The organism is Acidobacteriota bacterium (assembly GCA_016703965.1).
In the GTDB taxonomy this organism is placed as follows: Bacteria; Acidobacteriota; Blastocatellia; order Pyrinomonadales; family Pyrinomonadaceae; genus OLB17.
Genome location: JADJBB010000021.1, coordinates 793,438 through 818,181 on the forward strand (window position 1 = coordinate 793,438; position 24,744 = coordinate 818,181).

The 24,744-nt window shown below is 53.2% G+C and carries 17 protein-coding genes; 12 read left to right on the forward strand and 5 right to left on the reverse strand.

Annotated features, from left to right (window positions below; translation table 11 throughout):
* Positions 1-633: 633 nt before the first annotated feature.
* Positions 634-3,165 (forward strand): S8 family serine peptidase, encoded by a 2,532-nt coding sequence (locus tag IPG22_11105; GenBank protein MBK6588832.1) that lies wholly within the window; start codon positions 634-636, stop codon positions 3,163-3,165.
* Positions 3,166-3,632: 467 nt separating this feature from the next.
* Here IPG22_11105 and IPG22_11110 read toward each other — a convergent pair whose 3' ends face one another.
* Both IPG22_11110 and IPG22_11115 read right to left on the reverse strand, forming a co-directional pair.
* Positions 3,633-4,034 (reverse strand): hypothetical protein, encoded by a 402-nt coding sequence (locus IPG22_11110; GenBank protein MBK6588833.1) that lies wholly within the window; start codon positions 4,032-4,034, stop codon positions 3,633-3,635.
* Positions 4,035-4,211: 177 nt separating this feature from the next.
* Complete coding sequence (locus IPG22_11115; protein ID MBK6588834.1) at positions 4,212-4,490, reverse strand: hypothetical protein; 279 nt, start codon at positions 4,488-4,490, stop codon at positions 4,212-4,214.
* 1,297 nt (positions 4,491-5,787) lie between these two features.
* On the opposite strand from IPG22_11115, the gene IPG22_11120 reads away from it, so the two are divergent.
* The 6 genes from IPG22_11120 to IPG22_11145 all read left to right on the forward strand — a co-directional run bounded on the left by IPG22_11120 (position 5,788) and on the right by IPG22_11145 (position 13,236).
* Positions 5,788-7,449, forward strand: coding sequence for a S8 family serine peptidase (locus IPG22_11120; protein ID MBK6588835.1), 1,662 nt, complete (start codon positions 5,788-5,790; stop codon positions 7,447-7,449).
* A 54-nt stretch (positions 7,450-7,503) separates the two neighbouring features.
* A complete protein-coding gene (locus IPG22_11125; protein MBK6588836.1) occupies positions 7,504-8,412 on the forward strand; it encodes a GNAT family N-acetyltransferase in 909 nt (302 codons plus the stop codon).
* 202 nt (positions 8,413-8,614) lie between these two features.
* Positions 8,615-11,092, forward strand: a complete 2,478-nt coding sequence (locus tag IPG22_11130; protein MBK6588837.1) for an EAL domain-containing protein — start codon at positions 8,615-8,617, stop codon at positions 11,090-11,092.
* Between the two features lie 74 nt (positions 11,093-11,166).
* The gene (locus IPG22_11135) at positions 11,167-11,376 is read left to right on the forward strand and encodes a hypothetical protein (GenBank protein ID MBK6588838.1); all 210 of its coding nucleotides are present in this window, start codon (positions 11,167-11,169) and stop codon (positions 11,374-11,376) included.
* Positions 11,377-11,430: 54 nt separating this feature from the next.
* Complete coding sequence (locus tag IPG22_11140; GenBank protein ID MBK6588839.1) at positions 11,431-11,964, forward strand: lytic transglycosylase domain-containing protein; 534 nt, start codon at positions 11,431-11,433, stop codon at positions 11,962-11,964.
* A gap of 3 nt (positions 11,965-11,967) precedes the next feature.
* Complete coding sequence (locus IPG22_11145) at positions 11,968-13,236, forward strand: amidohydrolase family protein (protein MBK6588840.1); 1,269 nt, start codon at positions 11,968-11,970, stop codon at positions 13,234-13,236.
* An 11-nt stretch (positions 13,237-13,247) separates the two neighbouring features.
* Here IPG22_11145 and IPG22_11150 read toward each other — a convergent pair whose 3' ends face one another.
* From IPG22_11150 to IPG22_11160, 3 genes are all read right to left on the reverse strand, one after another.
* On the reverse strand, positions 13,248-15,368 hold the full coding sequence (locus IPG22_11150) for a S9 family peptidase (protein ID MBK6588841.1): 2,121 nt from the start codon (positions 15,366-15,368) through the stop codon (positions 13,248-13,250).
* Between the two features lie 61 nt (positions 15,369-15,429).
* Positions 15,430-16,329, reverse strand: a complete 900-nt coding sequence (locus IPG22_11155; protein ID MBK6588842.1) for an SCO family protein — start codon at positions 16,327-16,329, stop codon at positions 15,430-15,432.
* A 50-nt stretch (positions 16,330-16,379) separates the two neighbouring features.
* Complete coding sequence (locus IPG22_11160) at positions 16,380-18,743, reverse strand: transglycosylase SLT domain-containing protein (GenBank protein ID MBK6588843.1); 2,364 nt, start codon at positions 18,741-18,743, stop codon at positions 16,380-16,382.
* Positions 18,744-18,796: 53 nt separating this feature from the next.
* On the opposite strand from IPG22_11160, the gene IPG22_11165 reads away from it, so the two are divergent.
* The 5 genes from IPG22_11165 to IPG22_11185 all read left to right on the forward strand — a co-directional run bounded on the left by IPG22_11165 (position 18,797) and on the right by IPG22_11185 (position 24,736).
* Positions 18,797-19,729: a bifunctional 5,10-methylenetetrahydrofolate dehydrogenase/5,10-methenyltetrahydrofolate cyclohydrolase gene (locus IPG22_11165; GenBank protein MBK6588844.1), complete on the forward strand. Its 933-nt coding sequence runs from the start codon at positions 18,797-18,799 to the stop codon at positions 19,727-19,729.
* 74 nt (positions 19,730-19,803) lie between these two features.
* Positions 19,804-20,103, forward strand: coding sequence for a nucleoside triphosphate pyrophosphohydrolase family protein (locus IPG22_11170; GenBank protein ID MBK6588845.1), 300 nt, complete (start codon positions 19,804-19,806; stop codon positions 20,101-20,103).
* A gap of 48 nt (positions 20,104-20,151) precedes the next feature.
* The gene (locus tag IPG22_11175; GenBank protein ID MBK6588846.1) at positions 20,152-20,754 is read left to right on the forward strand and encodes a dephospho-CoA kinase; all 603 of its coding nucleotides are present in this window, start codon (positions 20,152-20,154) and stop codon (positions 20,752-20,754) included.
* 7 nt (positions 20,755-20,761) lie between these two features.
* A complete protein-coding gene (locus IPG22_11180; GenBank protein MBK6588847.1) occupies positions 20,762-22,645 on the forward strand; it encodes a peptide ABC transporter substrate-binding protein in 1,884 nt (627 codons plus the stop codon).
* Between the two features lie 81 nt (positions 22,646-22,726).
* The gene (locus IPG22_11185) at positions 22,727-24,736 is read left to right on the forward strand and encodes a peptide ABC transporter substrate-binding protein (protein ID MBK6588848.1); all 2,010 of its coding nucleotides are present in this window, start codon (positions 22,727-22,729) and stop codon (positions 24,734-24,736) included.
* The last annotated feature ends 8 nt before the right edge of the window (positions 24,737-24,744 follow it).

Below are 24,744 nucleotides of genomic sequence, written 5' to 3' on the forward strand. Positions count from 1 at the left end.
TGACACTGATTCGAACGCGGTAAAACAGAAAAAGCCGCTAACTCTATCTCTATCAGCGAGATAGGTTAGCGGCACAGGGTTTGAATAATAGATCATCCGTCTGGCGGCCCCGGAAGGTAATTTACTCCTTGATCGGAGAACAGGTGACAACTGAAGGAACCTTTTTCGACTCGCCCCGACGAAAACACGAAACTCTCCCCCGACGAATTTTCCCAACGAAGCCCCGCGTCTCCCAACGCCGGGCGTCTCTTTCGTCTCAGAACGCTGGCCGTGCATTTCATAGCCAGCATCACCGGGAGGTGTTCAAAATGGGACCGGTCGAAGTTACGCACTGGGAGGTGAACAAACTAACTCCGGCCGTCCCACTATTCTTTTCGTTCATTTATCCAAAACCTTTAATTTTTTGATCGAGTTTCGCGATCGATCTCGTATTGATGACCTCCAGTCCGAAGTGACAGATCTTCGGTCAATTTGACCGGTCAAAACCATCGATCTGATCGACTTTATCTCCGACGTCAAACCTTCAAAACGCCTAAACCTATATATATCAAATATTTAGCATAGTGGCACGAGCCTTGTAATAGCAATCGCGGCGGTACGACTCGCCATATGTCCTGATCATAGGAGTTAGAGATGAAGATATCGATTTTCGGTTTTAGAACGACAAAGAGATTCGCGGCGATCGCGATCCTTGCTTCGTTCGTCTTCTCGAACGTATTCGCGGTAGACGCGATCCATTCTGAGAAATACAACGTTGTTTCGACAGCGACCGCTAAGTACACCACTGATCTGACGCAGCTAGGCCGTGAAGGTAGATTGCGTGCAGACCTGAGCTTTGAAGCAGAGACGATGCGTCTCATCAAGGTGTTAGGCGAAGGTGTCCGTCAGCCGGTCGTCGTCAATGAGGATAAAGCGGTTCAGCAGGCAATTGTCGAGCAGGCCGCACTACGTATTGCGAAGGGAACCGTGCCGGGAAACCTCGCAAACAAGACGATCTTAAAACTGGAAACTGATGTTTTGTTTTCAAATGCTCGTACCCCGGCGGCGATCGCGGAGGCCGTCAACGCGATCATCAAAGATGCGATAGCGTCGAAAGGCCAAACCATCCTCTTCATCGATGAACTGACGAACCTCGTCGGTTCGGCATCGGTCAAAAACGATCTCTTTACGGCAATTGCCAACGGAAAGCTCGTAATGATCGGCGCCAGCTCGGTCCTCGATTATGACGAGCGGATCGACTCGCAGCCAGAAATCGCCGGTTTTTTTGCCGGTATTCTCGTAACTGACCGCAGCAATGCCGTTGCCGTCAATGAGGAAAGATCAAGTGCCGGGGAAACCGGATTCAGAGGTGACAACATCTCGCCTGATCTCCGCGAAATGATGGAGAAAGACCCAACTGGCCGGACACGCGTCGATACGATACTGCAGGCAAAAGATGCTGACAGCTCGGTCCTGCGGTCCCTGCTCGCAAGCGGACAGGCGAACGTGACCGACCGCATAGGCAGCAGCGACACGCTCGTCGTAAATCTTCCGCTCTCGACCCTGAATGAACTCTCGACAAGCGGGACGATCAACTACGTTTCGCCAAACAGAACGATCGAGGCTCTCGGCCACGTTGAAAATACGTCGGGTGTTGCCGCGATGCGTGCTCAGGCAGCCGGATTTGGCCGCACCTCGGCCTACACGCTGAATGGAGCAAATGTTGGCATCGCAATACTCGATTCCGGTATGCACGCGGGACATTTCGCCTTCAATGACGGCGGTTCGCGGATCGCGACAAATATGAGCTTTGTCCCGGGCGAAACGTCGACCGAAGACAATTACGGACATGGAACGCACGTCGCCTCGATCGCCGCGGGCAACGCATCCCGCGACACGGGCTCGTATCGCGGTATCGCACCCGGAGCCAAGATACTTAACCTGAAAGTGCTGAACAGCCAGGGCAAAGGCACGACCGCCGGGCTGCTCGCGGCATTGGATTGGATCATCACAAATCGGGCAACACATAACATTCGTGTCGCTAACCTGAGCCTCGGAGTTCCGTCGATCGATACGTGGACGAACGACCCGCTGTGCCGAAAGGTCCAGAGCCTCAACAGCTACGGCATCCTCGTCGTCGCGGCAGCCGGGAACCACGGCAAGAACGCCGCCGGACAGAAGATCTACGGCCAGGTCCATTCGCCGGGGAACGACCCTTCGGTACTGACCGTCGGTGCCAGCAACGGCCTCGGAACGGATTCACGCAGCGATGACATCATGGCGACATACAGTTCGCACGGCCCCACCCGCAGCTACTACACGGATGCGACCGGCAAGCACTACGACAATGTCATCAAACCTGACCTGGTAGCTCCCGGCAACAAGATCGTCGGAGCCAAGGCTCGCAACAGCGCACTGCTCTATACCAGCAACCCGTCGTTAATGACCACGCCGATGGATCTCTCAGGAGAAGACAACGACGTGATGTACCTCAGCGGAACGTCGATGTCGACTCCGATGGTCTCAGGTGCGGCGGCACTGTTATTCCAGATGAATCCTAATCTCACGCCGTCAACGGTCAAGATGATCCTGGAATATTCGGCCCAGCCGCTTACGGGCGTTAACATGCTCGAACAAGGTGCCGGCCAGCTGAACATTGACGGTGCAGTGAAGATGGCTCGCGTGTATAAATTTGATAAGGACTATAACACCCTTAAAAAGGGCAATGGCCTTGTCCAGGCGGGTCAGACATTTCCTACGGCGACATCGACCATCGGTGGAAGCACGTTCTCGTGGGCTCAGGGTATTCTGACAAATCACTTTTACCTAAAGGGACAGAACCTTGCTCTTCAATTCCAGGAGGTCTATTTGAACAACCGCTGGTTTGAGTCGGGCATCGGCTACAACACAAGCGGCTCGCCATCGTTCAATGGATTGTATGCTGCCGGACTTACCCTCAATCAAAACGTTCTAACCAGCAACGGTACGGCGATGGGCGGCGGCAATATCTTCCTAGCCTCGGGAGTACTAGTTGGGGACGGGGTACTCGTCGGCGACGGAGTACTGGTCGGAGACGGGGTACTCGTCGGGGACGGCGTACTGGTCGGAGACGGAGTACTGGTCGGTGACGTAACTTCGTCACAAAATATCCTGATCAACGGTGACAACACATCGGCAATGCGTTGATCGCCTAATTAACCTAGCTGAACGGCCGGTTCCAACTGCGGAACCGGCCGTTTTTTAATTTGACGATCGGCTTTGGACATTCTATTCGCTCCCGGACGTTCATGCGAGTTCTCACTCAAGGAAGCGTAGTTGCCATCACCATCGTTCGCCTGATATGTTGATCCGGAGCCCGCGTAGCGGGTGACATGCATAAAGCCACGGGTGTAAACCCGTGGAACGGAAACAAGGCAGATCAAAGCCCGCGTAGCGGGCGCCAGCCCACAACCTTCGCGATCAAATAGGACCTGAAAGCTCTGTCACCCGCTTCGCGGGCTTGGGCCCAAAGATTCGCACATTCCACGGGCTTACGCCCCGTGGCTTTATGCCGACACCCGCTACGCGGGCTGAGCTCCCTGGAAATCACTCGGGCGAAGCCTGGAGATCAATTCTGATATCGGGTCGATGGATCGCCGTCGTTAAACCACCCGCTACCGAAGGTGGTTCTGACCTGGGACTCTACTCACCCTCGACGTATTCGCCAGATCGAGGATCAGCATGGCCTCGTTGTCTAATTCTACGTGGTTGAAGGCGACGGTGCCTTTTACTTTTATGTTGTAGTTTCGGCAAAAGGGGCTGGCATGGATCATTTTTGCGTAGCTGTCGGGGCGGTCTTTTAGGGGGAAGGCGCTGGTCATCTTTGGTGAGACGCGGCGGATGCCGATCTTGGAGGTCGGTTTGCTAAAGAGCAGCTCGACAGCTTCAGGCGAGCCGATGGCCTCGAGAGCCCGGCGGTTAATTAAGATCTGGCCTTTGTGGTTGAGTGATAGGTACAAGCGGTCTTCCTTCGGCTTCGTCGGCCCGGCGGTGAAAACTTCCCATTGATCTAGCATTTTTCTTTATTCTCCTTTTATTAATTGTTGCACAAATGCAACGTACGGTCAACATAGCAAGGAATATTTCAAATTGCAACAAAGGGAAGTGTGACAGGAGCGACATGCATCTTTGCTTGTCTCGCCGAGGCTTCCTCGGTGCTAGTGCGTCGAGGTGCGAAGCAGGTTGTGGAATATTCAGAGCTTAACACTGCAGAAGCCGCAGTGTGGCAAGCAGGGATGCATGCCGCTCCAGTCACGCTTCGCGTTGGGTGAGAGGCTCAGGCTGCGGGCTTTCGATTCTTTTTCGGCGATCGTGTGCAGGTGGTGTCTCTGGAGCACTCCATTCAAAGCGTCGCGGCCGACTATAGATCGACGAGAGGCGATAGCTATCGGGTATTTTTTCCGGGCGTTGCCGGTCGCGATCGTGCATAGCTTTGCGGGATCGCGGCGGTGATTTCCGAGGATAGGTGTCACGGAGGGCCTTTTGGGTTCTTTGGGTCCGGAGATCTTCGTAGATCACCGAAAAACGCTGGAAATACACGTTTGACCAATCTCCGATTTACCTCTACCAATCAGGTACCTACACCGCCAGTCGGCTTTCCACTCCTCTGACCAATGAGCCGCATTCAAATTTTGTCGAAATGAACGATTATCGGTCACGATGACCGGTCAACATCGTTCAAACTGATTCAAATACAAACAACGTTAAACGAATGAAAAATCCCTAAGTGACGCATACACAACAGGTTAGTCTTTTGGCACGCGCTTTGATTTATGGAAATCGGCGGCAAGCGCCGTCAATTTTGGTCCCACTAAGGAGATTTGGAAATGAAAATATCAGTTTTCGGTTTTACAACGACAAGGAGATTCGCAGCAATTGCGATACTCGCGTCGTTCGTATTCTCGAACGTATTCGCGGTAGACGCGTTGCGTTCTGAGAAATACAACGTTGTTTCGACAGCGACCGCTAAGTACACCACCGATCTGACGCAGCTAGGCCGTGAAGGTAGATTGCGTGCAGACCTGAGCCTTGAAGCAGAGACAATGCGTCTTATCAAGGTGTTGGGAGAAGGTGTCCGCCAGCCGGTCGTCGTCAATGAAAATAAAGGCGTCCAGCAGGCAATTGTCGAGCAGGCCGCATTGCGTATTGCGAAGGGAACCGTTCCGGCGAACCTCGCAAACAAGACGATCTTAAAACTGGAAACTGATGTTTTGTTTTCAAATGCCCGCACCCCGGCGGCGATCGCAGAGGCTGTCAATGCCCTTGTGAAAGATGCCGTCGCGTCGAAAGGCCAGACGATCCTCTTTGTCGACGAACTGACGAACCTCGTCGGTTCCACCTCGGTCAAAAACGATCTTTTTGCGGCGATCGCTGAAGGAAAGCTAATTGTGATCGGTGCCAGCTCGTTCGAAGATTTCGAACAGCGTATCGATTCGCAGGTTGAGATCGCGAAGTATTTTGACGGTATTCTCGTCCATGACCGTACAAATGCCGCGGCGACTGCTTCGGCTGTAGCTTCGGCAGACACGAAAAAGGATGAAGGCTTTAAGGGCGACAACATCTCGCCTGACCTTCGCGAAATGATGCAGCAGGACCCGTCTGGCAAGAAACGCGTCGACGTCGTTCTGCAGGCAAAAGATGCCGACAATGGTGCTCTTCGCTCGCTTCTCGCAAGCGGCCAGGCACGCATCACCGACCGCATTGGCCGCAGCGAAACGCTGGTCGTCAATCTTCCGCTTTCAGCCCTCAATTCGCTCTCAAGCAGCGGCCTTGATCAACTACGCTTCGCCGGATCGTCCGCTGACCGTGACCGGCCACATCGAAGAAACGACCGGAGCCGCCGCGATGCGTTCGCAGCCTGCGATGAACGGCCGTTCGGCTTACACGCTCGACGGAACTGGCGTTGGCGTTGCCATTGTCGATTCCGGCATTCAATCTAATCACAAGGGTTTCAAGAACGGAGCTTCGAGAATTACGGCGAACGTGAACTTCACAAGCTCGCAGCAAAACGCAACGTCTGACAACTACGGCCACGGAACACACGTCGCGGGCCTCGCGGTCGGAAGTGCTTCGAATCGCAACAACGCGTACAAAGGCATCGCTCCAAATGCGAACATCATCAGCGTTAAAGTTCTCGGCAACAACGGCGAAGGCAACACTTCGTGGCTGCTTGACGGCCTTGACTGGATCATCCAGAACAAAGGCACTTACAACATCAAGGTCGCGAACCTCAGCCTGGGCACTACCGCAGTCGATAGCTACATGAACGACCCGATCTGCAATAAGGTCAAGGAAATGGTACAAGCCGGCATCGTCGTCATTGCTGCCGCAGGTAACTTGGGCAAAAACGCGAACGGTGTCAGAACGTACGGCCGCATTCACTCGCCGGGCAACAGCCCTTATGCGATCACGGTCGGAGCAACAAACAGCTACGGAACTTCGGATCCGGGCGACGATACGGTCGCCAGCTTCAGCTCACGCGGCCCGACACGCAGCTTTTTCACCACAGCGAACGGCATGCGCGTCTATGACAACCTCATCAAACCGGACATCGTCGCTCCGGGCAACAGACTTATTTCTTACAACGCCGTCGGCAATGTGATGTCTCTCCTCAACCCGAGCCTCATTAATGCGCCGGTTGCAGGTGAAACCACCGACGATGCCACGATGACCATGAGCGGCACCTCAATGTCGGCTCCGGTCGTCTCCGGTGCGGCTGCCCTGCTCATGCAGGTCAACCCAAAACTCACTCCCGGCATGGTTAAAATGATCATGCAATACACCGCTCAGCCTGTCGCCGGTGCCAACACCTTCGAACAGGGAGCGGGCCAACTCAACATCGACGGTGCCGTCAGACTCGCAAGGTCGCTCCGTACGGACGTTGAATTCGACGGCATGGCAAAGGGCACTTCAACCGTCCCCGCAGGCTGGTCAATGCCGACCCCAAGCTCAGGCTCATTCCAGTGGGCACAACTCATCACCGGCGACCACACGTTCATGACCGGACAGAACCTCGTGTCGCAGTACCAGACGGTCTACAATCGTGCAAACACGTTTGGCCAGGGTGTCAGTTTTGCTAACGGCGGCTTCAACCTAACCACCAGCGGTGCATTCACCACAGGCCTCAACGTAAACAGAAACGTGGTCACCAGCAATGGCGGACCAACTGGTTCCGGAACGACCTGGCTATCATACGGCGTACTCGTTGGAGACGGCGTACTCGTTGGCGATGGCGTACTCGTTGGAGACGGCGTACTAGTTGGAGATGGTGTGCTCGTTGGCGATGGTGTACTCGTCGGGGACGGTGTACTCGTCGGGGACGGTGTACTCGTCGGAGACGGCGTACTAGTTGGAGACGGCGTACTAGTCGGCGACGGAGTCCTGGTCGGTGACAGCGTCTTATTTGGCGAAGATACTCCCTCAATGCAGTAGGTATCTATTTACAACAATTAACCACATAAGAATTGTAAAAAAGGAGAAAATATCATGCTGCATACATTAAATGCCAACACGCTCGAAGTGCGTCGAAAATCGGGAATGCCCTTCGTATCGATCACGCCCGATCTGAGTAAAGTTCGGGAACTACAAGAAAACAACACCGCAGAAGTACTAGCATTTTTGACGATCCGTCCGGTTCACACGGTTGTGATGACAAGCTTCATTACTGATAACGGTATCGTCAGCGAATTGAATCGTGGTAAGTTCTACGGATATCGCAACTCGGAAGGAAAGCTGGAAGGCGTGGCCCTCATCGGTCACTCGACACTCGTCGAAGCCCACACGGACGCCGCTATCAGAGCCCTTGCATTCGTAGCGAAAACCGCAGAGACACCGATCCACCTGATCATGTCGAGTGGTGACGCTGCCCAGACCTTCTGGAACCACATGACCGACGGGCTCCGTCAGCCGCGTCTAACCTGCGTCGAGCGTCTATTCGAAGCCGCTTTCCCGTTCATGGTTCAGGGAACCGATTGCGGACTTAGATTGGCGGACGCAAGTGAGCTGCTGCCGATAGCCGAGGCTCAGGCTGAGGTTGCCTTTATCGAATGCGGCGTCGATCCGATGATCCGTGACCGGGAAGGTTTCCTTAAGAGAGTCGCAAGACGCATCGAGCAGGGCCGCGTGTTCGTTGTATTCGACGGTGATAAGTTGGTCTTCAAGGCCGATATCATCGCTGAGACGAGCGAAGTCGCCTACCTGGAAGGTGTTTTCGTCGGTGAGGAATATCGCGGAAAAGGCATCGGTCCCAAGTGTCTTTCGGCCCTCACAGTCGAACTTCTCTCACGCGTCGCTAATGTTTGCTTGTTGAGCAATGTGGATTTCGGATCTGCTCACCGCAGCTTCGAAAAAGCCGGATTCCGAAGTTCGGATGAGTGCACCACGTTGTTTGTTTAACAAAAAATAACAGTAGACAAAAATGTTAAGTTAACTGATAATAGGGAAGGCGTGGTTTACGGCCTTCCCTTTATTATCTTTTAGTTAACCTCTTTCACACCAAACGTCCCGTTCCTAACCAACGCTTTACCGCCTGTTTAGCCGAAAAAAATTCCGGCAAAACTTGATCAAGATGGATCGAACAAAGATATCCGATAGATATATGGCGACCGTTATAGTCGCAGGACTTGTGTGCGTACTCTTTGCGCTCGCAACAGTCCGTGTCGCGGTCATCGACGTCTATCTGCTTCTTCTCTTCGTCTTCACTATCGGAGTTGGGTCGCGCATTACGATCCAGATACCGCGATTCAAATCGCATATATCGGTATCTGATATCTTTATATTTCTTGCCCTTATCCTATATGGCGGCGAGTTCGCCGTAATTCTGGCAGCGATCGAGGCTGCGGCTTCATCATGGCGCTTTTGTAATCGCAAGCTAACGGTGTTCTTTAACTCGGCAACCATGGCTATTTCAACAAGTGCCGTGGTGCTTGTTTTGAAGATGTCAGGGCTTTACACCGAAAATCAACTGCATGGGCACGGTGAAAACACTTCCAGCTTTATTATCGCCCTCTCGCTTATCGCGCTTACTCAGTTCCTTGTTAATACGTCTTTCGCGTCGATCCACGGAGCATTGAAAGACCACATCCCTTTGTGGGAAACGTGGAAGACGAAATACATCTGGACATTCTTTTCGTACTTCGTCGGAGCCGCAAGCGCGGGATTGCTTGTTCAGGTTGCAGATGTTTTAGGCCTTGGTATTCTGCTCGCAACATTCCCTGTCATTTTCTTCGTGTTTCTATCGTACCGGATGTATCTCAAGAACGTTGAGATCTCGATGCAGCAGGCGGAACAGGCCGAGCAGTACGCAAAGATCATGGAGTCTCAGTCTGACGCGTTACGGGAATCAGAGGAACGCTTTCGAAGTGCCTTTGACTACGCTCCGATCGGTATTGGTCTGGTATCGCCAACCGGCCAATGGCTAAAGGCAAACCATGCATTGACTGAGATACTCGGGTACACCGAAACCGATTTTCTCGCGACTGATTTCCAATCCATAACCCTACCTGAGGACCTAGGACTAACGCTCGTCAAAGTTCACGAATTACTCGCCGGCAAGATCGCTAACTGTCAGATGGAGCAGCGTTATATCCACAAAACCGGGCGGACTGTCTGGACATCCTGGAGCGTCTCAGCGGCGAATGATACTAAAACGAAACAGCCGAACCTCATCTTTCAGATACAGGACATCACGGATAAAAAGAGTGCGGAAGAAAAACTGCAGCACGATGCGACGCATGATGCTCTAACGGGACTGCCGAATCGCTTGCTCTTTATGAAGAGTCTCGACCGCGCTTTGGAGCGACGACGGCTCGTTGACGAGTACAAAGTGAGCGTTCTGTTTATCGATCTGGATCGATTTAAATACGTAAACGACAGTCTCGGGCATTTGATCGGTGATGAGCTGCTCAAGGAGATCTCGTCCCGCTTGAGAGAATGTATGCGTCCGTCCGATCTCGTTGCTCGCCTGGGTGGCGATGAATTCACGATATTGGTCGAAGGCACGTTCGATACGGCCGAGGTAACGCGGATCGCTTCGCGCATTCAGCAGAAATTCGGAATCCCGTTCGACCTGCGCGGCCACGAGGTCTATAGCTCGGCAAGTATCGGAATTCTGCACGCAACCGATAAACACTCAGCATCTGAAGATGTGATGCGAGATGCTGACACGGCAATGTATCAGGCAAAACGAGCCGGTAAGGCGCGTCATGAGGTTTTTGACGAAGAGATGCACAGTGCCGCGAAGGAGATTCTCAAACTCGAGACCGATCTTCGCCGTGCGGTCGAACGGGAAGAGATAGAAGTCTTTTACCAGCCGATCTACTCGCTCAAATCCGGCGAGATCGAGTGTTTTGAATCGCTTGCTCGTTGGGATCATCCCGAGCTTGGTAAGATCGCCCCTACAAAGTTCATTCCCCTTGCCGAAGAGATCGGCCTAATTGACCGTCTCTGCGAACAAGTACTGCGGCGTGCCTGCCGAGAGATCGGTTCACTCCAGAGCAGAAGTACAGACCTGCACAAGTATTCTGTCAGTGTAAACCTTTCCTGCCGGCAGTTTAGCCAGAACGGACTAGTAAAGAGCATTGAGGATATTCTGGCTGAAACCGGTTTTTCTCCGACTGACCTAAAACTCGAGATCACCGAATCGGTCTTTTTTGAGCATCAGGACCGCGCCGTCGGAATGTTGAACCAACTTCGTAACATGGGAATAGAGATCGATGTTGACGATTTCGGCACCGGATACTCCAATCTTGGCTATCTCAGGAAATTGCCTATATCGGCGTTGAAGATCGACCGATCATTTGTGTCCATGATCGACGAAGCTGGCAATAACGACGAAATTGTTCGCGCAATAATTAATCTGGCAAGAACCCTGGGACTCAAGGTTGTTGCTGAAGGCGTCGAGACCGAAGCGCAGCGCGATCTGCTTACCCGCTTAGAATGCGAAGGTGGACAAGGATTCCTTTTTGCCAAACCAATGCGGTTCGCTGAGTTAAAAGCCTTTCTTTCCGAGAAGCAAGATGCTGGTCTTGCGGCGCCTATGTACGATGACGTATCAACGATCGCGCTTGTCCAGTAAAATAAACTCGAGAACAAACCGCCCTCGTTGTTGACGAATCTGTACCAACGGTGAACAATTGTTCACTAAGGTATATGTATCGTCGTCCAAAGTTTTTAGAAGTTCTACTTGAGATCCGCCGCGAGATGGCGCTCGAATCCGATTACGATGTTGATCTTTTTGCAGAGACAGCTCGTTCGGGGACGCGTTCAACGCGAATTGCGCATTTTCAGGTCGAACAGAGCGACGATAGATCCTCAGATAATAACGAAACAGTAGAACTCCGATCGTCTCGCGGCGCGTAAGGCCAAACCTTTCAAATGTTCCGGTATCTTTTGTCATGCCTGATCATTATTGCCATGTTGTTAGTAACGGGCGGTTACTTCTTTCCATCCTACTGGGAGCATCGATACGACGAACTCATTTCGCGGCAGGCCCGCGTTTATCGCCTCGATGAAAAGCTTGTCTGGAGCCTGATATATGAAGAAACGTGGTTCCGTTCGTGGAAGATTGGGGCTGACGCTGAGGTTGGGTTGATGCAGGTAACACCCCTTGTCGCTCGCGAATGGGCAAAGGAAACTGGATTTAAGGAATTCGAGAGGCAGGCGTCGGACAATGTGAACGAATTTTTAGCCGAACCTGAGCGTAATATTCAGGTTGGCTGCTGGTATCTCGAAAAGCTTCGCGAACGCTACCGCGGCCGTCCCGCTGAAACCTCAATGACCCTCGCTGCATACAACGCCGGCCCAAGCCGCGTTGAGGAATGGGCGAAGGAAAGCGATGTAACTACGGTCTCTGAGAGTGAGTTTGTCGATCGCATTGGTATCGCGTCAACCAAAAGCTACGTAACCTCGATCCTTGCTCGTTACCGTTCGGAACAGGGGCGGCAGTGATATATGAGGTTACTTACAGGAAAATACGTTCTTCCGATCTCGACCGCACCTATCGAAAACGGTGCGGTTGCGATCGATGGCAGCTCAATAGTCGCAGTCGGAACCCTTGAGCATCTTTCGGCAAGATTTCCCCAGGCAGAGTTTGAAGACATGGGTAACGCGGCGATCTTGCCGGGATTTGTGAATTGCCATTCACATCTCGAGATAACGTCTATGCGCGGGAGTCTCGATGATGTGGAACACGATTTTAGCGCATGGCTTCTTAAATTGAACGGCCTGCGTGCGGAACTCTCTGATCAGGACATCTGCGACGCGGCTGTCGCAGGTGCTCGCGAAGGAGCCCGTGCCGGCGTCACTTGTTTTGGTGATATAGGGCGAATGGGCCATGCGGGGATCGCGGCTTTGAAACAGGTCGGTCTGCGCGGGATCGTTTTTCAGGAAACTGAATTCTCGCCTGACAATCGCACCGCTGACGAAGATTTTTTAAAACTCGCCGCGAAATACGAAGCCCTCCGCAATGAAGAGAATGAGCTCGTGAAGGTCGGATTATCACCTCACTCGCCCTACACGGTCGGCTCGCGGTTGTTTGAACTGATCGCTCAATACTCGATAATCAACCGTGTTCCGCTCTCGATACACGTCGCCGAATCGGCGGACGAAACGGAACTCTTGGCTCACGGGACGGGATTATTCAGAGGATTTTACGAGCGGTTCGATCTTGAATGGGAAAGTCCGCGCTCAACGCCGATCGAATATCTGGAGCGTTTAGGTGTTCTCTCGGCCCAACCGCTGCTCGCTCATTGCGTAAGAGTTTCGTCGAACGATATCAAAAGGATCGAGTGGAACGGAGCCAAGATCGCCCATTGCCCGAAATCGAATGCCAAATTTGGGCACGGCTATGCACCTTTCGAAGCGTTTCTCGACGCCGGCATTGATGTCGGCCTCGGCAGCGATTCGGTAGCCAGCAACAATGTCTGCGACCTGCTGGAAGAAGCCCGCTTTGCTGTCCTCGCCGCCCGCAACCGCGAAGGCTCGGCACGATTCATTGAGCCAAGGGAAGCACTCGAAACCGCAACGCTCGGCGGCGCCAAAGCCCTTGGCCTCGACAAGATTATTGGAACTTTAGAACCCGGGAAACAGGCAGACATCGCTGTTATCTCACTCGACCATCCTGCTATCCAACCGATCGGTGATATTCATGCGGCCCTCGTTTTTTCGGCAAGTGGTTGCGATGTTGTTCGTACGATCGTTGCTGGAAACCAAGTTTTTTGATCTAAGCACTTCTATTTCACCTGCGGAATTTCGTATTCCGGCTTAGCCGCACCCAACATCCATTTATCGAACCATCCAACAATATGCTGCAAACGCTCGATACGGTGCCAAGGCTGGCCTGAGCGTGAGAGCTCGTGGCCTTCGCCGGGGAAGCGGACCATGACCGTCGGGATCTTACGGTATTTTAGGGCACGGAAAAGCTCTTCGCCGCCGGCAGTCGGGGGCGTGCGGTAATCGGCTTCGCCGAGGATGAACATCATAGGCGTCTGGATCTTGTCTACGTAAGTGATGGCGGAGCGTTTTTTGAAGCCTTCGTCCTCAAACGGAGCACCTTTGAACCAGCTTGGCTGAAACTGCGCGAAATCGGCGGTATACCACCAAGCCGCCCAGTCCGAAATATCGCGCTGCGAGACTGCGGCGGCGAAGCGGTTCGTTTTTGTAACGGCCCAATTTGTCAGCACGCCGCCGCCGCTGCCGCCGGTGATGCCGAGTTTTTTCTCGTCGATATAGCCGCGTTTTATCACCTCATCGACCGCCGCCATCAGATCTAAATGGTCATCGCCCGGGTAATTGTGCTGGATGATATTGCCGAATTCCTGGCCGTAAGTCGTTGAGCCACGTGGGTTTGGATAAACAACGACATAGCCCTTTGCAGCCATCCATTGGAATTCGTGATCGAAGATATAACCGTATGCCGCATGCGGTCCGCCGTGGATGTTGAGGATCAGCGGATATTTCTTACTCGGGTCAAAATCCGGCGGTCGCTGCACCCACGTCTGAACTTTCTTGCCGTCAAAGCTCGTGTACCAGATCTCTTCGGGTTCGGTCATGTTGAGCTTGGAGAAAAGCTTTTCGTTGATCCGAGTGAGCTGCTTCGGCTGGCCGCCTTTTTCCGATAAATAAAGGTCGCCGATCTTGGTTGGTGTAGAAACAGCGTAAACCATTTTCGAGCCGTCCGTCGTCAAGCGAAAACCGGAAACGGCTTGTTTACCAGTCGTGATATCGGCCAATTTTCCGTCGGATGCGTCGAAACGTCCTATATTAGCGGATCCCTCTTTGCCGTAGGTGCTCAAAATCGATCGACCGTCAGGTGACCACGCGATCCCGCCGCCACCGCCGCCTCGGGGCGGTGCCTGGTCGCCGCCGACTCCGCCGGCAACATCATAATCAAAGGCAGTGGTCAGATTTATGGGCTGGGCATTCTTCGCGACATCCATAACCCATAGGTCAGGCTGAGTGTAGGATTTTACCGGCTTCGACGGAGCGGATGCGACGAACGCGAATTTCTTGCCGTCCGGGCTCAAGGTCAGGCCGCCTACGCCCATATCAAGTTTTGTCAGCAGCGTCGGTTCACCGCCGGACAGGGCGACGGAATAGACCTGCGTGCCCGGGTCTTCGTAATATGGCTCGGCGACGCGGTTGGTGGTGAAGTAGATCGACGAACTGTCCTTTGACCAGACAAAGCCGCCTTCGCTGTAGGGCCCGCTGGTGAGCTGCTTAGGCGTTGGTTTTTCTTCCGGGCTGCGTGGTGCGGCGATGACCCAAAGGTGATTTGGGTGCGTCGGGTCGGTGTAACCGCCGCCGTCGGATCGGTAAACGGCACGCGTGATGACACGAACGTCGCTCTCACGTTCGGCAGGTACCGCGGGCTTGCCTTGTTTGGCGAGATCTTCGGCGTTCGCACTGTTTCCGAAGGCGATCCACTTGCCGTCGGGCGACCAAATTGGCCCGCCCGCTCCGCGAATGACGGATGTGTATGCCCACGAATCGCCGCCGGCCATCGACAGCATATAAAGCTGAGGAGCACCGCCCGCCTCTGCTCCCCGGACAAACGTTAACAACTTGCCATCCGGCGACCAACGCGGGGACGAATCGCGGATCCCACTCGTCAGCCGACGCGGTTCTTCTGTTCCGCTGGTTGAAACGGTCCAGATCGACGTGTCGTAGTTGGTCTTTGCCGCGTTAACGTTGACCTTAACGAATGCTACGCTCGACCCATCAGGTGATATTTGAGCATCGGCGATCCAGTTAAAATCAAACAGATCTTTTTCTGTGATGATCCGCTTCTGAGCCGAAGCTGCGACGGTGAAGATAAGAACACAAACCGATAGACGAACCAATATTTTTCGCATATACGCTCCTTAAGTTATTCGGATCGAGATGTGGGTGGTACGTCTATCTCGTTAGTTTTGTTTAATTCGGCTTCGCGAGTGAGCCTTTAAGTTCGCTCAGAAGCTCGGCCGGTGTCCATTCGTTCCCGGGAATTATCTTTACGACCTTACCGTCGGGCGAGATGACCGCGGTTCGCAGGCTGTGGTTGATCTGCGTTTTGTCGTTGGCGTCAACTTCATATCTCAGGCCAAAGAAGTCGGCGATCTTTCGCACCTCAGCATCTGCCCCTACGGCCAACTGCCACACAGTGAAATCGGGCTTCGCACCTTTGCCCAAGTAGCCTATCCCATAAGATCTGAGCTTCTCCGGCGAGTCGTTTTCCGGATCGAACGAGATGCTGAGCAGCCTGATCTTGTCCTTAAATTCTGGATCAGTATTTAGCTGCAAGGCCAGATCGCTGAATGCCGTGGACATCTTGATGCAGTAATCCGGCAGCGGACAGCGTGAATAAATGAATGTGATCGCCAGAGCCTTGCCGCGATAATCTTTCAACGAAAATTTTTTTCCGTCCTGATTTGTGAGTGTAAATTCTGGAACCTCTTTCTCGACCTGTGCAAAGTTCTCATTGATTTCGGGAACCGGTTGGCCGGGCTTTGCGGCAGCAATGATCCCGATGTTCTCGATCCAGTACGGTTCTTTTGCCGCATTATCAACGACGAGATCGCCTTTTATTTCAGCTCCGGGCGTGAGCTCATCCCATGCCCAATCGGCATGGATCGGGAAGTCCATGGTCATCGGTTCCATATAGCCCTCGACACGTTCATGATCGATCTTGGCTTTTTTGGCGGCCTTATCGACCGATACTACTTTTCCTTTGATCGGATAGCGTTTGGCCGAGGCACTAGCCGGGCCGGGACCGCTCGTGCCTGAGCACCCTGAAAACACAAAAGCAACGAAAATCGCAATGATAAAAGCACGCATTATCTTTAAGAATATATCGACCGCTCATATAAATCGAGCACGGCCTAAATTTAACGCCCGGTCGGCCGAAGCTGTTCGTCGTAGAGAAATCTATACATCCGATAGCTCGCCATTACGCGCTGAACGTAATCTTTCGACTGAGAATAGACAACTTCGGGAACGTACCGCTCCGGAATATTCGATCGCGAACGGTTGAGCCAACGGGTCATATTGTCTTCGCCTCCGTTGCAGCTCGCAACCACCGCGTCGGCTTGGCCGGGAAATGTTCTAAAGAGCGTTGAAAGATACTGCGAGCCAAACAAGATGGCCGTCGGCGGTGAATAGAGTTCGTCCTGTTGAAAATTGCCGCGGTTCAATTCGGCTGCGACCCGATTGGACGTGGTCGAAATGAACTGCATCAACCCGCGGGCCGCAGCGTTCGATTTTGCATCGGGCCGAAATCGCGATTCCTGACGCATTATCGCGAGCAGCAAACGCGGATCGACGCCGCGTTCGGGGGCGAATTTTAGCAGTTCTTCCTTGAATGGCACCGGATACAGCATCTCGATCTGGCGGCGCGGCATTAGCTCGATCGGGAAATCGGCAGGAACTGAACGCCAGATCGGCTCGACGAACTCCATCACGCGATCAGCCCGGTCGCCGCGTTCGAATGCCACCAGATCTGCAAGCAACTTTTCTAACGGCAATTTTGCACGATCGGTTGCTGCCGCCTCGATCTCAAAAACAGCCTCGTCATAAAGCCCGAGAGCTATGAACTTATCAGCTAAAGATCTTCCCTTAACGGCTTTCGGTTCGGTCCGATCGAGCCCTTTGGGCAATGGCGGTTCCGTGGATCTTAAGACAGAAACGGCTCGTTCGCGGATATCCGCATTGTCCGAAAGCCGCAATATAGCAATGGCATTTTTTCTCTTCGCCTCGGCATCACCGCTGGCCAACGCGGCGGAAGCTCTGCCGATGGCTTGCGAAAAAAACGGTTTTGCCGTTTCATTCGCCGCCATAGCTTTTAGGCGTTCCGTCGCCCGCCAGCCGTAATATTCTCCCCGTCCGTCATTGATCGAGAGGTATGTTTCGATCGCCTCCGGGAATTTATTCAGCTTTTCGAGAGCAAAACCATTTAGAAACGTGACCTCGCTGACGCTCGTTCCGCCCGGAACGGTTGCACCGCCGAGGTCGTTGAACGACTTAAGTTTTTCAAGCGTATCGACCGCGTTCTGCCATTCTTCGCGGGCAAAATAAATGCGGGCTTCGGTAAACAGGGCGATCGCCTCGGGCGGTTTCCCTTTGAAAACATCGCGTATCTTCTCACAGGCTCTGATCGCGTCGGTGTCTTCGCCCTGGTCTCGGAGAATATCGACGATATTGAGGTACGCCCGGTCGAGCCGCTCGTCGTCCGGATATTTGTCGATGAAAAGCTGGTAACGCTTCGTCGCTTCCTTCGGACGCACAACTCGTCCATAAGCCGATGCCGCCTGGAGCAGAGCATCTTTCGCTGCCGTACTTTGTGGATACTGCTCGATCACGCGTTCGTACCATTTCAAAGCCTCAACAAAATTGGCCTGCTGGGCAAAGCCGCGTCCAATCTGAAAGACCGCATTCGCCGCATTCGTTCCGGTACCAAAGTTCGCGATCAAGGCTTCGTAATGAAGGCGAGCGTCCGCAAATTCGCGATTGAATTGATAGACATTCGCCCGCCGAAAATGCTCAGCCTCGGCAAGCGCAGGAGCCTTTTTACCTTTTTCACCACCATCGATGGCATCCAGATCGCGCACCGCGATCAGCGCAATATCGTCGGGCTGTGCGGCATTCGGAACGGAATCGAGCAGCGCCGCGAAAGCGTCGTGCGCCTGCTGTGTCTGCCCGTTTCGGAAATAGGCCTCGGCGAGCAGTCCTTTTGTTTCCCGGTCGGTCGCAATATCCACAGCCTTGGTCGTATCCCGAGGAGAACTGCTCAGGATCCTTATTGTTTCCCCATAATTCCCAACTTCGAAGCTGTTGCGGGCGAGCCGATAGACCGCAGCTTTTGCCGCCAAACTTTCAGGGGTGAACATTTGGATCTCATTCAGATAAATTCGTTCGAGGAGCAAATTCCCGGTCGAACGAGCGATCTGCGCAAGGTGTTTTAGAGCGTATGGCTTAAGTGGGGAATTCCGATCTGCAACCGTCCGGTATGTGGACATCGCAAGAGCGAGATCGCCGGTCGATTCTGCCATTCGGGCAAGCAGGTAGTCGTGATCTTTAGTGTTGAACGCGGCCACGTCGCTTGTCCGCAGGTTCAGAAGTTCCGTGAGTGCCGTGTCGTAACTCCTGGATTCTACCGCCTGCGAGATCTTTTTTTCTGCTTCGGCAATATTCTGCGAAAAGGTGAGGTTCACGCATAGCAGAATTAGCAGAGATCGGGCGAAAGAGCGTTTCATTAGCCCTGATTTTAGCAAAGTTTCGGCACATACGTTAAAATCAAAAAATACATATGACAGCAAGAATTTTAAGCGGCAAGGTCATCGCGGATCTAATAAAATCCGAGGTTGCGAGTGAGGTTTCTGATCTTCGTGAGATACACGGATTTTCCCCGTGCCTCGTCGTCGTGCGTGTCGGTGAAGATGCGGCTTCCTCAGTTTATGTCGGCAGCAAGGTGCGAACGGCGGAGGAACTTGGCATCATTTCCGAGCATCTCCATTTTCCGGCTGAAACGACCCAGGAAAAGATCATTGCGGTCGTCGAAGAATTGAACGCCCGCAATGATGTTGACGGAATTCTCGTCCAGCTTCCGCTGCCGAAACACATCGAGGAACGCGAGATCCTCGAACGGATCGATCCTGCCAAAGATGTAGATGGCTTTCACCCGATCAACGCCGGACGTCTGACGCAGGGCTATCCGGCGCTCGCTCCGTGCACTCCGGCGGGCGTGATCGAAATTCTGAGGCGTTCTGACATTGAGATCGCCGGCAAACACGCCGTCATCGTCGGACGCAGCAACATCGTCGGCAAGCCGATGGCGATGCTGTTGCTCAAGGAAAACGCTACGGTCACCATTTGCCATTCGCGTACCAAAGATCTGCCCGCGATCACGCGGCAGGCTGACATTCTGGTCGCCGCGATCGGCCGCGCGGGTTTTATCCGCGCCGAACACATTGGCGAAGGTGCGACGGTGATCGATGTCGGTATAAACAATTTTTCCGACGCGGCGACAGCGAACGAGATGTTCCCCGCAGAAGATCTCGAAAAACGCCTCGCAACGATCGAAAAGCGTGGATCCACTCTTGTCGGTGACGTAAATCCAAGGGATGCGATGGAAAAGGCCGCGAACTTCACGCCCGTTCCCGGCGGGGTCGGGCTATTGACGGTCGCAATGCTGATGAAGAATACGGTCGAGGCAGCGAGGGTGAGAAGAAGATTAGATTAGCCGCGGAAAAGCTCAAAGATACAAAAAATAGATCCTTTTTTGCGCTTTTTTGCCTCCTTGCGGCAAGTAAAAATATGAACTTTGAAGAATATCAAAAAGAAGCAAGCCAGACGGCTCTTTACCCTCGCCGGATGGAAAACCTCGAATACCCGACTCTCGGGCTGACGGGTGAGGCGGGCGAAGTAGCGAATATCGTCAAGAAGATCCAACGCGATCACGGCGGAGTTATTACCGACGAAACCCGGCTGAAACTAAAGGACGAACTCGGTGACGTTCTATGGTACATCTCAGCCTGCGCCGACGAACTAGGATTGACCTTGGCCGAGATCGCCGAATATAACGTTGGTAAACTGGCGGAGCGGCATGGAAGATAGCCTTCGGCTACTAGCTTTCAGTTCTCAGCTATTTCGGAAATAATTCGAATGCTCACAGTCGGCCTCACAGGCTCTATTGCGGTTGGCAAGTCGTTTGTTTGCAGCGTTTTTCGCGAACTTGGCTGCCATATTCTCGATGCCGATCAGACGGCGCGTGATGTGGTGGCGGTTGGGACCGAGGGGCTCAGCGAGATCGTCCGGCAGTTTGGCGGGGATGTTTTGCAAGCCGATGGATCACTCGATCGCAAAAAAATGGCGGGAATCGTTTTTTCCGGGGAGGAAAAGCGGCTTTTGCTGAATTCGATCATTCATCCACGCGTTTTTGATGCTCAAAACGATTGGATCAAAAATGTGGCTGCAATGGATCCGAACGGCATCGCGATCATCGACGCGGCCCTTACGATCGAGTCTGGCGGTTACAAGCGCTTCGACAAACTAATTGTCGTTTGGTGCGAAAGCGCGATACAATTGGAACGGCTGATGTTACGCGATAATTTGAGCGAAACAGACGCCCGGAAACGCATCGCCGCCCAGATGCCGCAGGAAGAGAAAAAACGGTTTGCCCAATACCTGATCGACACCTCCCGCGGCTTCGAAGAGACCCGCGAGCAGGTGGTCGAAGTATTCCAAGAGTTGAGCTCCATCAAGTAGTTTTCTAATGAGGAAAGCGGCTCGAAAATTCCCGAAGGCAATTAAGTTTGTCCGTCTTGGACCGACCGCTCTTGTCGCGCTTTTGGCTCTGCTGTTAACCGCTTGTTCTGAGCTTCAGCAGCCAAAGGTCGAGCCATTTTTTGCCCAAACCGTCCCGCCGCCAAAGCAGGAACTCCGCTGGAGCAACGGCAAAACGCCAAGATCGCTCGACCCGGCGAAAGCCTCAGCCGCACCGGAAACCGACATTGTTCGAGCAGCCTATGAAGGGCTGACCGACCTTGACAGCAAGAGTTTGCACGAAATACCCGGCGTTGCCGAGAAATGGGAATCGAGCGACGATCTAAAAACCTGGACCTTCACGCTGCGAAAGGACGCCCGCTGGTCCAACAACGAGCGTGTAACGGCAACGGATTTTGTCGCTTCGTGGAAGCGTCTTGCCGCCCTTCAGGACAAGCTATCGACCGCCTATCTGTTCCAAAACATCGTTGGAATGGAAGCGAAAACGGAGACTGACAATGGTGCTCCTACTGACTTTCTGCAGGCCGTTCCGTCGGAAAATACCGTCAGCGGTGAAATGATCCGGAGTGCCGAGATCGTGCCAAAAACTCAAATGGCGATCCCGCAGCCGACCGCAAAACCCGCCGAGACGCCTCAGGCTCCGGTAGTAAAAGCAACACCTGCCACACCACAGTTTGGCGTTGAAGCCCTCGATGATCTTACGTTAAAGATATCGCTTGTCCTGCCGGACAGGGATTTTCCAAAGCTTGTTGCGAATCCCATTTTCCGGCCTGTTTATCAGGGTACCGCAGGTGATGAAGGCCCGCGTATCGATCCGGCGACGGTGACGAACGGAGCGTTCAAGATAACGAAGGTCGCTGAGGATGGTATTTCTATGGAACGCTCGGAAACCTACTGGAATCGTAAAGCCATTGCTCTCGAACGCGTGCGTTTTGTCGCCGCGAGTTCGGCCGAAAATGCGCTCAACGCTTACAAAAAAGGCGAAGTCGATGTGATCACGAACGCTTCATTCGAGCCCCTGGCCTTGAAATTGCTCACGCCTTACGAAGATTTCCGCCGCACGGCCCACAGTGCTCTCAATTTTTACGAATTCAACGAGACAAAAGCTCCTTACAATGACCGCCGCGTCCGCGAGGCTTTGGCAGTGGCGATCGACCGGGCAAAGCTGACCGATGGCGACCTCGAGGGAATGAATCAGCCAGCGTATTCATTCTTTCCGCTCGGCGAGACGCGTAAAGAGCCGCTTGCTCTCGACACAGCTAAGGCAAAGCAGCTGCTTGAAAAGGCCGGCTTCCCAAATGGCGAAGGTTTCCCGCGGATCCGCCTCGTCATCAATCGCAATGACGTCCAGCAGCGTGTCGCCCGTTCGGTCGCCCGCATGTGGAAGCAGAATCTAAACCTTGACACCGTGATCACCGTAAAAGAGTCGTCCGAGATCGATGAGATCAAAAAAAGCGGTGAGTACGACCTGCTGAGACGCGGCGTTGTTCTGCCGGCGAATGACGAACTTGTCAATATCGAATCCGTTCTTGGTTCAGCGGAAAAAACGCAGATCGAAAAAACTCCGGCTGAGATCAAGGCCGAGGCTGAGAGCCTCCTCGAAGAAAAGCGGTTGTCGGACCCCGGAACATCGCCCGAAGGCGGGCCGTTTGACCTGAATGATACTGAGCCGCCGGTCGAAAAGCCCGAAGGATCGCCGATCCTCAGTGAGGCTGATGTGGTTTACGAACTAAAGGTTATCCCACTTTATTTTCCGACATCTTACTCTCTCGTGAAGCCTTACATTCGGGGATTTGAGATGAACGCCCTTGACGCGCATTCACTAAAAGAGGTTAGTATAGACAACAACTGGCAGCCGCGATCTGGGCGGTAGTTTTACACTGACGGTCTATAAAGCAACGACAATTGGTCCGTTTTTCCTGCGATCCTTATGTTGAGACATAGAATTGGCAGAATGCGTAACGCGTTCGCATTATTTGCGATAGGCGTGCTTTTGTCCGCGTGTACGCCGCCTGGCGGCGGCCGCTATTTTGGAAAAACTGTCGCGCCCACCGATAACGTTCTCCGCTACGTCAGCGGCTCGGAACCCGAGACGCTCGACCCGCACGTGTCGTCCGGCCAGCCCGAGGCCCGCGTTTACATGGCCCTTTACGAGGGCCTCGTAGAATACGGCCCAAAAGATCTGCAGCCGATACCCGCGATCGCTCAAAGTTGGGAGATTAGCGCGGACGTGGACGAATTTGTTTTTCACTTGCGCGACAATGCGAAATTCAGTGACGGTACGCCGATCACGGCTAATGATTTCGTTTATAGTTTTCGCCGCGGATTTGCCCCGGCGACGATTTCTTCATCGACGGAACTGGGTTTCTTTATAAAGTATGCTGAGGGGTTCAACACCGGTCAGGTCTTTGTTAGAAAGGGCGACTCATTCCTTTTAGCCAGGGATTTTAAGGGCGAGGAAAAACTCGGAAGCACCATCGGGCCCGAGAGCGCATTCCATACCTTTCAGCATTCGCCGACGCGGCTGATGCTTGATGGCGATGAGAAGAAACGTGCAAAGCAGCTCGATGCCGATCCAAAACTTAAGGCGGCGGTCGACGGGGCTGAATTCGTCCCGGTCAAAGGCGAGGATATTGGCGTCGAGGCCATCGATGATCACACGCTTCGCATAACGCTGCGCCAGAGTGCACCATTCTTTGTCGGTTTACTGGCTCATCAGTTTTTCCGCGTGGTGCCGAGACAGGCCATCGATAAATGGGGCAAAGACTGGACAAAACCGAAGAATATTGTGAGCAGCGGGCCTTTTCGTTTGAAAGAACATCGGCCGTACGATGCTCTGGTCCTGGAAAAGGACCCAAATTACTGGGACGCGGCCAATGTTCATCTGGATGGTATCGCTCTCTATCCGATCGAAGAAAATTCAACGATCCTCAACCTCTACAAAGCCGGTTCCATTGACGCGTTTCTTAATCACTCGGTTGTGACGTCGTGGATCGGCGAGGTTAAGAATTACAAAGACGAATACCTTAATTTTCCGGAGGGCTCCACCGCGTACTACAGCATGAACATCCGGAAGGCGCCCTTCGACAACGTAAAGGTGCGTAAGGCGTTTGCAATGGCGGTTGACCGCGTCGCTCTTTCAAATTTTCGGATAATCACAAAACCGCTTTACGACATAACGCCGGCGGGCATCTTTCCCGCATATGACAAGGCCCGTGAAAAGATAAGCGAGGAGGTCAGAAAAGAGCGCGGAGTGCCGCCCGAGGAATGGGCCAAAAATAATAAATTTGACGCCGACGGGGCTCGTAAAATGCTTACCGATGCGGGTTTTCCAGTAGAGAAAAGCGGTGACGGCTTTGTCTGCCCGACGTTTCCCACGGATACTGTTTCGCTGATGTTCAATACGAACGAGAGTAATAAATCGGTCGCCGAATTCGTCCAGGCGCAGTGGAAACAGAATCTGGGTGTCACCGTTCCGTTGAAAAGTCAGGAGTTCAAGACATTCTTGAAGGATCGTCATGAGGTAAACTACACTGGCTTTGCCCAAAGTCTCTGGTCGGGCGACTATATGGATCCGTACACGTTTATCTCGCTTCATTACGGCTATCCTAATAACGGCGATTCCGGTTTCAACGATCCTAAGTTCAACAAGATGCTCGACGACGCCAATGCCGAGCTTGATGCGACAAAGCGGTTTGAAATGCTCGCACGGGCGGAATTTTATCTAATGGAACAGCAGCCATCCGTCCCGCTAACCACGAACGCGACGAACTGGATGAAGAAACCGTACGTCAAAGGTATGTACCCAAATCCTGGAACGCTCTTGCCGTGGAAATTTGTTTACATTGAGCGAGATCCGGCCAAATGGGACACGGATGTCGAAAATATCCTTTCGCACAGCGATCCTCAGGTTGATAAACAGCTGCAGGATCTGATGAGTACGCAAAAGGCAGCGGCGAAGTAAAAGATTAT